The following is a 13,788-nucleotide window of genomic DNA, read 5'->3' as shown; positions in this document are numbered from 1 at the left end:
CTTTACTTTTCCACGACCTTTCCGGGAATTTCCCGCAAAAGGCCGTTGTGAAAAGGGTCCTTTTTTCCCAGTTCCAGATGGTAAAACATCTGCTCCACCAATTTTTCCGTATTGCAGTCGAACGAATCCAGCCGCAGCAAATAGCTTTCGGCAGAATTGTCAAATCCGACGAGATACGGAATTTCTTTTAAAGCGCCCTCTTCTTCCAGTTCGCGCAAAAGTCCGGCGACTTCATCGTTAACAGTCACCCAGGGAATTTGTGTTGGCGCGTCTTTCAACAGCTTTTTCAAAATCCCCTTTTCTATTTTCCTCGCCCGAATATCCACGCTGAATTTCGGACCTTTTTGACTCGCTAAACAGCGAAAATCCCAAGGACTGGCATGCCTTTCATCGATACAGGGAACCATGTCCAGCCCGCATTCTTTCAACCCTTGCAAACGATCCATAGACCAGGAACTCGCATGATAGGGAGAAATGTAAACCGCTCGAGAAAAACCTTTTTGAAGCAAATGCTTTCCCACGACGATTCCCGGATTTTTTCCAAAAGCGGAATTGAAAAACATCCATCCCGCCTTTTTCAAAAAAGTCCCGTCCAAATCCGAATGCGGATGCTCCCACCAGACTGAAATCGGAAAACCGGCGGAAATCAAGGCATTCAAAAGCTTTAACGGCTTTTGCACCAGCAGCGTCGAAACCATCGCCCCGACTGCACGGGGAAAATCCGAAAGAGAATGAACGCAGCCATTTCTATCTACAAAACGCCCCGATTTTTCATCAAAACCGAGAAGCCGCAACTGATAATGCTTTTCCGCTCCTAGCCGATAAGCGCAACGCAAAAAATCCATTTCCCGTTCGCTGACAGGATGAAAAGCGCCCCAAGAAGTCGAACGCGTGATAAAGAGGATTTCCGACTCCGACTTTTTCCCCTGCTTCGGAAAAGTATAACGCCGTTTTCCTTCGCGAACAAGAAAGCCCCTTGCGCAAGCATCCCGCAAACATCGCTCCAACAAGTACGGCGAAACCCGATAGCGATCCGCCAATTCCTTCTTGGACGGCAACGGCATATTCGAAGAAAAAACTCCCGAACGGAGGTCCGACTGAAATTTTTCCCAAAGGGTTTGTCGCCCGTCGGGATTCGGCACTTCGATTTTCACCCGCTGCCGCTGTCCCCAAAAAGTTCCTCGCCCCGGGTCCGAATACACCAGACCTTGCGCCTTCAAAAGAGCAATCGCATTTTGAACCGTTCCCGAAGCGGCACGCATCGTCTGCATCAAAATTCTTATCGAAGGCAGCCTATCGCCATCTTGATGCGGCATTTCCAAAAGGGATTTGACAATCTCGTCTTTCACTTTTCATTTCCTTCACCAAAGCCGTTTTTAGAAGTCGCCAAACTCGAGCCTCACTTCAAAATGGGAAACGCCATAAACCCAAAATGGACAACCGGATTTTTACCAACCATCCAAACACAAGCTAAAATTTCATCACGAGAACCGTGATGTCATCCGCCAAAGCCGCACCGTGGGCAAAGTTCTTCAATTCGTCCAGCAAGGCAATGCGAATTTCTTCGGACGAAAGCCCGTGATACTTTTCCACAAACGCCTGCAATCGCGAAAGCCCGAACATTTCCCGTTTATCGTTCACCGCTTCCGTGACGCCATCCGTATAAAGCAGCACCATATCGCCCGACTGCACCAGCAACGACTTTTCGCGAATTATCTTGCTGTTGTCATCGATCATGCCAAGGGCAATTCCCCCGCTCTTGATGGTGTCCAGACGATTCTCCTTTTGCCGGAAATGCAAAATGTGCTCGTGCCCGCAGCTCGTATAATGCAGAGCCTTGGTGCGCGGGTTCCATTCAAAAAAGAGGAGCGACGCGAACATCGTTTCTGCGATGCGGCCCGAAAGCTCCGCGTTCACATTGACAAGTGCCCGATAAGTATTCACAAAGTAACGGCACTCCGCATGCAAAAAAGCGTAGAGGGTCGTCATCACCATTCCCGCGGGAACGCCCTTCCCCGAAACGTCTCCGATGACAATTCCCAAATTTCCGTTCGGCAAAGTCAAAAAATCGAAATAATCGCCGCCGATTTCCTTGGCTGGAGTCATGGAACCCGAAAGCGAAATGCCCTCGAACTGCGGAATCCGGTGCGGCAAAAGTCCCGACTGGATATGAAACCCCAACTGCAACTCCGCCTGGGTCCGCGCCTGATTCTGGCGTTCTAAAACCGCTTCGTTCGCCTTGAGAATCATCGTCGCATAATGCGCAAAGTTCTGTACCAAGTAGTAATCGCTTTCCGAAAAATAGCGTTCATAGAGTTTATTTTCCACCACGAGAACGCCCAAAAGCTGCTGGTTGAAATTCAACGGTTCCACGATGACCGACCGGATATTCGCTGCCCGGCTTTCCAAAGAAAGAATGCGAGAATCCTGATTGGCATAAGGGATGAACGCTCCCGTCTGCGACATTCCGCAAGTCCAAATGATATTGTCCGGTTCCGTAATATTCTGCGCAAGCGCAATTTCCCGAAGCGCTTCGACATGGGTGAAGCTCATCTCGTTGCCGCGGGTCAGCGGGAAAAAAACGCCGTAGATATCCGAGCAGCGGAAAAGGCCGTTCTGTTCGTCCCACACATAGATAGCCGCGGACTTGGCATCAATACCCTCGGCCAGGTTTTCCAAAAAATGCGCCAAAGATTCGTGCAAATCCGAAAAGTCATTGACCGTCTCCCCCATTTTCGCCACAATCTTATGATTGACCTTGCGCTCTTCGTCGTGCGCGGCAATAATCCTATCCTTGTGCGCAATCCAATTGCGATACCTGCGGGCGAAAACATACGCAATCTGAAACAGGAAAAAAAGGCGGAATACGGGCAGAACCAAAAAAACGGACAAGATGAAAAAGCCATAGACCAAATGCAGACGAGGCTTGGGATAATACGACATCGATGAATACAACCGGTCGAAATAAAAAGCGAGAAGCGCCGTCGCAAATAGAGGAATCAAAAATATCGGAGAATCGACGCAATAGGAAGAGAGAATCAAAATTGCGGAATAGACGACAAGGGCAGTGCAGCCTTTAAGTATGTAGGTATTTTGAATCGGCTCCTGGGACTTACGGTTTTCTTCCTGAATAAAAAGAAGGGTGAAGGCAAAAATCAAAAGCAAATCCCCTAGCGGGACAAGCGGGCGGGTTTCGGGAAGCGGAGCGATAAAACGGGCGACAACCCCATGCCACACAAAAAAAACAACCGAAAAAGCAAACCAGAACCACTGCCGACCAGATGGCCGCCTTCCATGCATTTCCACAAGCATCATAAACAAAGGAAATGCCGAAATCAGCGGAATCAGCGAATATAAAATTTTCTCTAGCACGCTTCAAAAGATAATTAAAAACGCCTTCGGAAGAAAAAGAAAAAAGGGGGCGTTGCCGTAAGAAAATCAAATATGCAGAGCAAAATCCCGAATCCAGCTGCGGTGATTTTCCGAAGCGATTTTTTGCAATTTTCCAGCGATTTCTTTGCCAAATTTCGTGGCCATCTTTTCCGGGGCAGGAACAATGCCGACCCTTCCCAAATCCAAGCGATCCGCATCGTAGCAAGTGTCAATCGTCGCTTCACCGGAAGCATTTTCCGTCGTATGAAAACGGCAGGCGTGCAACAACTGCGCAAACCGCTCTTCGTCCAGATCAAAAAAATGCTCGGCCCGAAGCTTTTCGGCGTATTCCGCTCCGTATTTCCCATGGAATTCGTCGTAGTCGTCGGAAACCCGGCGAGAATCGTGAAAAAGCGCAAACAGTCGGATAATCGTTTCATCGGCGTGCGTTTTTTTGGCGAGCATCAAGCCGTTGAACTCCACCTGGTGCCAATGCTCCAGCCCGTGAAGGGAAGAATCCCCGTTGAGGCGATTGTCATAAACGTAATCTTCCAGAACCGTAAAATGAATGGACGTCCTTTCACTTGGCATAGTGCGCCTTCAGTTCCGTCAAAGTCTGCAACGCCTGCAACGGTGTCATCTCTTCCGGATTCAAACGCCGGAGTTCTTCCAGCAAAAGCTGCGTGTCTTCATCCGGGGAAGCGAACATATCCACTTGCGGCTGTTCCCGCATTTTTTCCACCTGCTTGGCATCGCTGGGATCGATATGCGACTTTTCCAGACGGAGCAAAATTTTCCGGGCCCGCCGAACCACTTCGGAAGGAAGCCCCGCCATTTCGGCGACATGAATGCCATAGCTGGAATCGCAAGCCCCCGCCAGAATCCGATGCAAAAAAATGAGCTTGTCGCCATCTTCCCGGACAGCGATCTGATAATTGCCCGCATGTTCCAAAGAATCCGCCAATGTCGTCATTTCATGATAATGCGTTGCAAACAAAGTAATCGCTGCGCGTTTCGGATTGTCGTGAAGAGTTTCAAAAATCGCCCAGGCGATGGAAAGCCCGTCAAACGTGCTGGTTCCCCGACCGATTTCGTCCAAAAGCACCAAGCTCTTTTCTGTCGCATTGCGCAAAATGTTCGCCGTTTCAATCATTTCCACCATAAAAGTGGAAAGACCGCGGGACAATCTGTCGCTGGCACCAACGCGGGTGAAAATGCGATCTACAACGCCGATTCTCGCCGATTCCGCAGGCACGAAAGAACCGATTTGCGCCATCAGCACAATCAATCCCGTCTGCCGCAAGTAAGTGGATTTACCCGCCATATTCGGTCCCGTAATCAGCATCATGCGATGCGCATCGGGAGACAGGGAAACGTCATTCGGAACAAAAGCCAAGTCTGGATTCGCCGAAACGATGACCGGATGAAAACCGCCCCGAATTTCGATGCCGGTTCCTTCAAAGACTTCCGCGCGCACATAGCCGCGCTTGCGAGCCGCCACCGAAAGGCTGAAAAACGCATCCGTTTCCGCAACAGCTTCGGCGATTTGCTGCAGTTCGTGACGCTCGGCATTCACCGATTCGCGAAGGCGGCAAAATATGCGGTATTCCGCATCGTGAATGCGACTTTCCGCACTAGAGATAATCGTTTCGCACTCCTTCATTTCGGGAGTAATGTAACGTTCGGCGTTCACCGTCGTCTGCTTGCGGATATATTCCGGCGGAATTTTGTCCGAATGGATTTTGGAAACTTCGATGTAATAGCCGAAAACCCGGTTGTAGCCGACCTTCAAAGTGTTTACGCCCAAGCGTTCCCTTTCCCGCGCTTCAAGAGAAGCAATCCATTCCCGCCGATCCTGGATTTCCGCATTCATCCTATCCAGTTCTGCATCCGCTCCGGTGCGAATCATTCCGCCTTCTCGCACGGTAATGGGCAACTCGTCGTTGAGAATTTTCAAAATATCGTCGCCCTTGCCCTCGGCGGACAAAAGCGTTTCGGCAAGAGCGTGGAAAATCGGCGATTTCAAAGACGAAAGCGATTCGGCAACCTTGACCGCCTTGGAAAGCGATTTGCCCAAACCATAAAGATCCCGGGCATTTGCACGACCGCTGCCGACTCGCCCCAAAAGGCGTTCCATGTCCAGAATTTCTCGCAGAGCCAGTTTGAGTTCATCTAGAACAATCGGATTTGCAACCAGTTCCGCAATCGCTTCAGAACGCTCTTCAATTTTCCGGACAGAAATCAGCGGGTGCGAAATCCATTCGCGAAGCCTTCGCCCCCCCATCGCCGTCACCGTATAATCCAGCACGAACATCAGCGTACTGCGGACATCGTCTGCATTCAGCGGGCGCACCAGCTCCAAATTGCGAAGGGTCGATGGATCCAGAACCATGTATTCGCCCAAATCCAGAAGTTCCAAATGCGTAATGTGCGAAAGCTCCGATTTTTTCTGATCGATCAGATACCAGAGAATCGCTCCGGAAACCCGCGTCTTTTCAACTTGCCCGTCCAAGCCCAACGATTCCAGGCTGGTTACTTTAAAATGATTTTCAATGACTTCCGACGCCCGCTTCCATTCGTAATGCTCTTCGGCGACCGTCGTCAAAAGAATGTTTTCGCTGCGGGCAAATTCTACAATGGATTGCGGCAAATCCATTCCCGCCGGGACAAGAATTTCTTTGGGCATTCTGCGGGCGAGTTCGCTTTCAAAATTCGGAATCGGCGATTCGGAAACCGCAAAATATCCCGTCGTCACATCAGCAAAGGAAAAAGCAATCGTATTTTTTTGAGGAAGAATCGCACAAAGATAGCTGGCGGCCTTTGCATCCAGAATCGCTTCGTTCATCGAAGTTCCTGCGCTGATGATTTCTACAATCGCGCGCTTGACAATTCCCTTGGCGAGTTTCGGATCTTCCACCTGTTCGCACACCGCCACTTTGTAGCCCGCAGCAACCATCTTGGGAAAATATCTTTCGGAAGCATGATGCGGAAAACCGCAGAGCGGCGTATTTCCCGAAGCCCCGTTATTCCGGCTGGTCAGAGTCAGCCCCAAAATTTTAGAAGCGATTTCAGCGTCATTTTCAAAAAGTTCAAAGAAATCGCCCATTCTAAAAAACAAAATGCAGTCGGGATTCTGAGCCTTAATCTCGTAATACTGCTTCATCAATGGTGTGCAACTCACGACGTCCCCATAGAAAGTTCAATTTGCGAAGGATTAGAAACCGGCGGTTTGGGCGAATCCGGCTTATCGTTTTGCGCATAGTTAGGAACTATCTCGTTGGCATTCAAAAGATCCTGGAATTCTCGCAGACGCGGCAAATCTTCAGGAATCTTGTTGATGCCGAAATACTTGAGAAAATCCTCCGTAATCACATAAGTATAAGGATTGCCGATGGTTTCCGCCCTGGCGCCCAGAGCGATCAACTTCTTTTCCAACAGACTTTTCAACGGTCCGTCGCAAGCAACGCCTCGAATTTTTTCCAGCTCGGCTCGGGTAATCGGCTGATTATACGCGACAATCGAAAGCGTTTCCAAAGCGGCCTGCGAAAGTCGGCGCAAATTTGCATCCGGAAACAATTTGCGAACCCACGGATAATATCGGGCGCGGGTACGAAAGCGGTAGCCGCCAGCCTGTTCCACAATTTCAAAAGGAGAATCCATCCGGTTCAAACTGTCATTGGCCAATCGAAGTGCTTCGGCAACGGTTTTGGAATCCAAAAAATCGCCGATAATTTCTTTCAGTTTTTTGAGGGTCACCACATCCGGAGACGCAAACACCAACGCCTGCACAATACGCGCCAAATCTTCGTTCGATTCAATTTTAGGAAGCTCGGCGGCTTCTTCGCTGTCCGCTTTCAATTCTTTGGATACATCTTCTACCATGCCGCTAATGTAGGAAATTTTAACGAAAAAAAAAATCAAGATTTCCCATTAGAAACCTTGATTCCTCGTTTCTCTCGCCGAAGTGCGAAAACGCTTAAATGCCGTCGATTATCGCATTGAATTGTGCAACGGGACGCATCCATTTTTTCAGAGCGTCCGGATCCGTCACATAGTAGCCGCCGACATCCACAGGAACGCCCTGCGCCTTTGCCAAAGCATCCACAATTTCCGTTTCGCCCGCTTCCAAGGCTCTTGCGACCGGAGCAAAATGTGCCGCGATGGCCATATCGGCAGTCTGCGCAGCCAGTTCCTGCGCCCAATACAACGCCAAATAGAAATGAGAACCGCGATTGTCGAGTCCACCGAGTTTGCGTTCCGGAGTGCGATTGTTTTCCAGAATTTTTTCGTTCGCTTTATCCAGCGCATCGGCAAGCACTTTCGCCTTTGGCGTTCCCACTTGTTCCAAGGAAGCCGCAAAAGCAAAATACTCGCCCAAGGAATCCCAGCGCAAATAATTTTCGGCAAGGAATTGCTGAACCTGCTTCGGAGCGCTTCCGCCAGCTCCCGTTTCAAACATTCCGCCGCCCGCCATCAACGGAACAATGGAAAGCATCTTGGCCGAAGTGCCGACTTCCAAAATTGGGAATAAATCCGTCAGATAGTCCCGCATCACATTGCCTGTCACCGAAATAGTGTCCAAGCCTTTTTTGGCACGAGTCATGGTTTCAAAAATCGCATCCGTCGGCGAAAGAATCGAAATGGAAAGGCCTTCCAAATCGTGTTCCTTCAGATATTTTTCCACTTTCTTCCGGATTTCCATATCGTGGGCACGCTGCGGATCCAGCCAGAAAATTGCAGGCATCTTGGCAGTCCGGGCGCGATTCACGGCAAGCTTTACCCAATCGCGAACAGGAGCGTCTTTCGTTTGGCACATCCGGAAAATATCGCCCTTTTCCACCTTCTGCGCAAGCAGAATTTTGCCTTCGCCATTGACGGCGTGAATCTCGCCTGCTCCCGTAGCAATAAACGTTTTGTCGCTGCTTCCGTATTCCTCGGCACCTTGAGCCATCAAACCCACATTTTGAACCGTCCCCATCGTACTGGGGTCGAATGCTCCATTCTTTTTGCAAAATTCAATCGCAGTGTCATAAATTCCCGCATAGCAGCGATCCGGAATGCAGGCTTTGACCTGCTGCAATTCGCCATTCTTATTCCACATACAGCCCGAGTTGCGGATCATCGCGGGCATGGAAGCGTCGATAATCACGTCGCTCGGCACATGCAAATTCGTAATCCCCTTGGTGGAATCGACCATCGCCAAATCCGGTCCCTGCGCCAAAGCCGCATCGATTGCCGCCTTGACTTCTTCTTCCCGAGGATTTCCCGAAAGGCGTTTGTAAAGATCGCCCAATCCATTGTTCGCATTGACGCCCAATTCCTTGAATAAATCCGCATAACGGTCAAAGACGTCTTTAAAGAAAATGCGTACAAATGCACCAAACATCACGGGATCGGAAACTTTCATCATCGTCGCTTTCAAATGCACCGAGAAAAGCACACCCTGTTTTTTGGCATCGTCCATCTGTTCCGCGATAAAACGCTCCAGACTTTTCATGCGCATCACCGTGGAATCCAAAATTTCACCTGCGAGAAGCGGCTTGGCCGGGCGCAATTCCTTCACTTCACCCGATTCCGAAACAAATTCAATTTTAAAAGAATCCGCTTCGGACAAAGTCACAGAAGTTTCATTTCCATAAAAATCATCCGCGGTCATACTCGAAACATGAGTCCTGACAGATTCATTCCAAACGCCGTCGGAATGGGGATGCTTGCGGGCGTAATTCTTTACGGCTTGCGGAGCCCGGCGATCCGAATTTCCTTGACGAAGAACAGGATTCACCGCAGAACCTTTGATCTTGTCATAGCGAGATTGGATTTCTTGCTCTTCGGCGTTTTTCGGTTCATCAGGATAATCCGGAACGGCGTAACCATTCTTTTGAAGTTCAGCAATCGCCGCCTTGAGCTGAGGAAGCGATGCGGAGATATTCGGCAATTTAATGATATTGGCTTGAGAATCTTGCGTAAGCTTTCCCAAAAAGTCCAAGTCGTCGGAAACAGGCATTTTAAAAAACGACGTTTCTGCGGGCAAACGTTCTGCAAAAGCCGCTAAAATACGCGCACCCAAAGAGATATTTTTTGTTTCCACATCGATATTCGCCACTTTAGCAAAAGAGCGGAAAATAGGCAAAAGAGATTGAGTCGCCAAAAAGGGAGACTCGTCGGTAAGGGTATAATAAATCTTGGTATTCATGTTTCAAAGATAAAAACTTATGCGCAATCCCTATCTTCAATGCGGTCTTTTTTTGCAAAGGACAAGAAACTTTTACAATTATGTAAATTTCAACCCCTTCTAAACGAGTCCCTAACCCAAGCCTCTCGAATGCAACTTTTTAAAAATGAACTTTTAGAAGAGATCCCCTCCCTTTCGAAAATACTGTCGTCCGAGTTCGCTTATCAAACCGTCCGTAAGCCCCAAATTCGGAACCAGAATTTGCTTGGCGCCGCTGCATTTGGCGATTCTTAAAAAAATTTTGGCCGCAGGTTCTATCACGTCGGCACGATCGGATTTCAAATCATACAGGCGCATCCGCTCTTCAATTTCCATTTTGCGGATTTTTTGGTAAAATTTTTCCAGCGCGAATTTTCACCGTCAATGCGACTGATATAGGTTGAATCGGGAAGAAAAAAAGTTCCCTAGGGCTAGCCCCTGGGGAACCTGGCCGAAACTTTTCTACCTTGCCGATTCTACCAAAAAAGGACATGGCGGTGAGTCTCAACCAAGCACAAAGATACGAAATACGAGCGCTCAATGCGGCAAAGATCCCCCCGAAAAACATAGCCTTGCAGCTGAAGGTCCACAAATCCACAATCTACAGGGAACTAAACAGGGGCGGCGGCCGCCAGCATTACGACCCGGTCAAGTCGCAGGAACGGGCAGACCTCCTTGCCGCGACAAGTCACCTGCATTACGACTACGACGAGGACGACTGGAAAATCGTGGACGGGAAAATCAAGGAAGACTACTCTCCCGAACAGGTGAACGGACGCGCGAAACTCGATGGGATGGGTGTCCCTAGCGTCGCCACGATATACAGGCATGTGAACAAGGACGAGGACCTGAAGAAGCACTTGCGGCACGGCAAGAAACCATACCGTAAGCGCGGGGAGAAGAAGGACAAGAGAGGCCAGATTGTAGGCCGCGTGCCCATCGAGGAACGTCCGGCAATCGTGGACGAGAAATCACGCGTAGGCGACATCGAGATAGACCTGATAAACAGCGCGGACCATGACGCGAACCTGCTCACGATCAACGACAGGATGACGAATTACAGCCTGATAAGGTATCTTCCGACGAAGAACGCGAAAGACCTGAAGAGAACGCTTGTGAGGGCGCTGAAGGACTTTGAGAAAACGTTCGAAGTCAAGATTCTCACAATCACTTCGGACAACGGGAAGGAGTTCGCCTGTCACGCAGAAATAGCGAAAGCTATGAAGGCGGATTACTACTTTGCGAACCCGTACCACTCCTGGGAGCGCGGTGCCAACGAGAACATGAACGGTCTAATACGCCAATATCTTCCCAAGAAGGAGTCGTTCAAGGGAATCTCTCCCCGGAAAGTTCGCTGGATACAGGATAAACTGAACAACAGGCCTCGAAAAAGGCTTGACTTTATGACCCCTTTAGAGTATATTTATACGCAAGTTAAACTACAAACCTAAGTCGCGTTAGCGACGAAAATCCGCCCAGTGTTTCAATGGGGATAATATCGTCGTCTTTTCTCGATTTAGAAACGATGCGGTAAATTTTACCGATGTTTCCGCCGGATCCGATAATAGTCAGGTTGGAACATTCCTGCGTGATCTCCCGCAATTCCTTTTCCATTTTTTTCAACTCTTCCCCATCGGCGTTTTCCTTTAGCAGTCGAATGGCACCCACATTGTAAGAAGCGTTTGCAATTTTGATGCCGTCCATCATCAAGGCGATTTCTGTCGATCCTCCGCCCACGTCCACAAATAAAAAATGGCCTTTCAGTTGCAGCAGATTCAAATGGTTTTCATAGATAATCCGGCTTTCTTCCTCGCCGCTGATCAGTTCTATTTTCAGCTTGGATTTTTGACGTGCCAGCTCTAAAACTTCCCGATTGTTTTTGGCTTCCCGCATAGCACTAGTGGCGCAAGCCTTGTAACACTGGACGTTATAGGCTTTCATCAGATGGGCGAACGCTTGCATCGTGTGAACAAAATGGGATTTTTTTTCGTCGGAAATTTTTCCCGAGGAAAATACGTCCATTCCCAATCGGAGTGGAATCCGCAAAAACAAAAGCTTGGAAAAATGAATCCCGTCCTTTTCCTCTGAAAGGGATTTAATCAAAAGCCTTGCCGCGTTGGAACCGATATCGATTGCCGCCAGATTCAACGTTTTCTCTGTCATTTATTTTCCTTTTTATAAAAATCGTAGAGCTTTTCTTGGGAACGGAAATTTTTGCCCTCGGGATTTTCAACGCTAGAGTTTTTTCCAGAGCCATCGACAATGCGACCCTGCTTGGAATCCTTCAGTCCAAAGGAAACGATGCGCTTCAAATCCTGCTTCAACAATTCATCGTAAACGGGTGCGAGAACTTCAATGCGTTTGTCGAAATTTCTGGGCATCCAATCGGCAGAACCGATAAAGTATTTTTCATCGCCGCCGTTGCAGAAAATCAATATGCGGGAATGCTCCAGATACCTGTCGATAATTCCTTGGAATCGGATATTTTCACTGATTCCAGGAATGCCTGTCATCACCGAGGAATTGCCGCGGACAAGCATTTGAATGGAAACGCCGACATTGGAGGCTTCGTACAATTTCTTGATGATTTTCAAATCTACGACATGGTTAATTTTTCCAAGAATGTAGGCGTTTTTTCCTTCCTGTTTGTTCTTGATTTCTACATCAATCAAATGCAGGAGTTTTTTGCGCATGTCGTTGGGGCTGACGATGAGTTCCTTGAATTTGACGGGTTTGTATGGCCGTTCAATAAAATCGAAAACTTTGGCCACTTCGCTTACAATATTTTTTCGGGAAGTCATCATCAAAAAATCGGTATAAACTTTGGCGTTGCCTTCGTGGAAATTTCCCGTAGAAATGACAGCGACGCTTTTTTGCTTGGATTCGATATAGGTGATTTTGCTGTGAATTTTAAGACCTTGCACACCGTAAATCACGCGAATTCCCGCTTCGTTCATCTTTTTGCCCCAGTTGATGTTGGAAGTTTCGTCGAAGCGTGCCAAAAGCTCGATAATGACCGTCACTTTTTTCCCGTTTTGCGCCGCACACATCAGAGCCTGAATCACCTGGGAATCCTTTGCCAGCCGATAGAGTGTAGTCTTGATGCTCTTGGTTTCCGGATGAATCGCTGCTTCCCGCAAAAGCTGGATATAAGAATCAAAACTGTGATAAGGAACGTGAATAAAGCGGTCTCTTTCAGAAACCAGTTGCAGCGTACTCTCGCTTTCAAATTCCTTTTTGCGAATCGGTTGCCAAAGGGGATATTTCAAATCTTTTCGGCCACAATCGGGAAACCGAATCAAATCCTTGTGATTCTGGTATCTTCCCGAAGCAAGTACCGTATCCAGATTATCGATTTTCAATTTCTCCAGCAGTTTTTCCAAAGCCTTTTTGGGCATGCTGCTGTCATAAAGAACGCGAATCGGCTCGCCCTTTTTCCGGTTCTTGACGCCTTTGGATATTTCTTGCACAAAACCTGTCGAAAAATCGTTGTCGATTTCGATTTCGGCGTCTTTCGTAAATTTGAAAGAATATGCGGAAAATGTTTTAAATCCCATTCCCTGAAGACAAACTCGCACCACATCGTCCAAATACATAAGGCAAATTTTGTCGTTTTTATCTGGAAGCCGGATAAAGCGCCCGAATTTAGAAACAGGTAATTCCATAAGGGCGAATTTTTCGTCGGCTTGCACAACCAAATGTACGCAATCATCCGCCGTATTGCTTAGACCTTTTAACGTATTCAGCCAAACCGGAGAAATGTAGCCGCTCAATTTTTCATAATACAATTTTTGAATAAACTCTTGCTGTTCGCCATTTAATTCCATTTCTTTCAGAAGAAAAATTTTTTCTGCTTTTAAGGCATTTTGCACTTGCAGGATAATTTGTTCGTATTCCTTGGCGTATTGTTTGTTCAGCGTATTGATAATTTTCAAAGTCTGGCAGATTTTAGCGTATTCCGACTTGCTTTGCTTTTTGGCGTATTCCTTAAAACGGTTGAGGGAGGCCATGCGAACTCGGAAAAATTCGTCCAAGTTATTGGAGTAAATGCCGAGAAAAGAAAGGCGTTCCAGCAGGGGAACCGATTTCTTTTGCGCTTCTTCCAGAATGCGATGGTTGAAAAACATCCAGCTGACATCCCGTTCGATTGTGAAATTTTCAAAATTCGTTTTTTTCATCATGCTTTAAAGATAAAAGGCAAGTGA

General features: G+C 48.0%; 10 protein-coding genes. 1 reads left to right on the top strand and 9 read right to left on the bottom strand.

The window, feature by feature from the left end; all coding sequences use genetic code 11:
- Positions 1–2: 2 nt before the first annotated feature.
- The 7 genes from BGX14_RS13930 to BGX14_RS13900 all read right to left on the bottom strand — a co-directional run bounded on the left by BGX14_RS13930 (position 3) and on the right by BGX14_RS13900 (position 9,919).
- The gene (locus BGX14_RS13930) at positions 3–1,349 is read right to left on the bottom strand and encodes a GntR family transcriptional regulator (protein ID WP_095880202.1); all 1,347 of its coding nucleotides are present in this window, start codon (positions 1,347–1,349) and stop codon (positions 3–5) included.
- A gap of 121 nt (positions 1,350–1,470) precedes the next feature.
- On the bottom strand, positions 1,471–3,372 hold the full coding sequence (locus tag BGX14_RS13925) for a GAF domain-containing SpoIIE family protein phosphatase (RefSeq protein ID WP_095880201.1): 1,902 nt from the start codon (positions 3,370–3,372) through the stop codon (positions 1,471–1,473).
- A gap of 66 nt (positions 3,373–3,438) precedes the next feature.
- Positions 3,439–3,963: a hypothetical protein gene (locus tag BGX14_RS13920; protein WP_095880200.1), complete on the bottom strand. Its 525-nt coding sequence runs from the start codon at positions 3,961–3,963 to the stop codon at positions 3,439–3,441.
- Positions 3,953–6,553, bottom strand: coding sequence for a DNA mismatch repair protein MutS (gene mutS / locus BGX14_RS13915; RefSeq protein WP_143394266.1), 2,601 nt, complete (start codon positions 6,551–6,553; stop codon positions 3,953–3,955). Before mutS ends, BGX14_RS13920 begins: the two co-directional genes overlap by 11 nt.
- On the bottom strand, positions 6,550–7,254 hold the full coding sequence (gene scpB, locus BGX14_RS13910; protein WP_078775709.1) for an SMC-Scp complex subunit ScpB: 705 nt from the start codon (positions 7,252–7,254) through the stop codon (positions 6,550–6,552). The genes mutS and scpB overlap by 4 nt, the downstream gene beginning before the upstream one ends.
- A gap of 94 nt (positions 7,255–7,348) precedes the next feature.
- Positions 7,349–9,565, bottom strand: a complete 2,217-nt coding sequence (locus tag BGX14_RS13905; protein ID WP_095880198.1) for an NADP-dependent isocitrate dehydrogenase — start codon at positions 9,563–9,565, stop codon at positions 7,349–7,351.
- Positions 9,566–9,718: 153 nt separating this feature from the next.
- Entirely contained in the window at positions 9,719–9,919 is a 201-nt protein-coding gene (locus BGX14_RS13900) for a hypothetical protein (RefSeq protein WP_095880197.1), read from the bottom strand.
- A gap of 155 nt (positions 9,920–10,074) precedes the next feature.
- Between BGX14_RS13900 and BGX14_RS13895 the strand changes: the two genes are divergently transcribed.
- Positions 10,075–11,034, top strand: a complete 960-nt coding sequence (locus tag BGX14_RS13895) for an IS30 family transposase (RefSeq protein ID WP_095878741.1) — start codon at positions 10,075–10,077, stop codon at positions 11,032–11,034.
- On the opposite strand, the gene BGX14_RS13890 is transcribed toward BGX14_RS13895, so the two are convergent.
- Positions 11,018–11,746, bottom strand: coding sequence for an ethanolamine ammonia-lyase reactivating factor EutA (locus tag BGX14_RS13890; RefSeq protein ID WP_095880196.1), 729 nt, complete (start codon positions 11,744–11,746; stop codon positions 11,018–11,020). The two genes, BGX14_RS13895 and BGX14_RS13890, sit on opposite strands and share 17 nt — an antisense overlap.
- Positions 11,743–13,764, bottom strand: a complete 2,022-nt coding sequence (locus BGX14_RS13885) for an RNA degradosome polyphosphate kinase (protein ID WP_198951215.1) — start codon at positions 13,762–13,764, stop codon at positions 11,743–11,745. The genes BGX14_RS13890 and BGX14_RS13885 overlap by 4 nt, the downstream gene beginning before the upstream one ends.
- Between the last annotated feature and the right edge of the window lie 24 nt (positions 13,765–13,788).

Origin of the sequence: Fibrobacter sp. UWS1 (genome assembly GCF_002300445.1) — a bacterium.
Classification (GTDB): domain Bacteria; phylum Fibrobacterota; class Fibrobacteria; order Fibrobacterales; family Fibrobacteraceae; genus Hallerella; species Hallerella intestinalis.
Note: the sequence above shows the minus strand (reverse complement) of the source record. Positions and strands in the feature narration are given on the sequence as shown.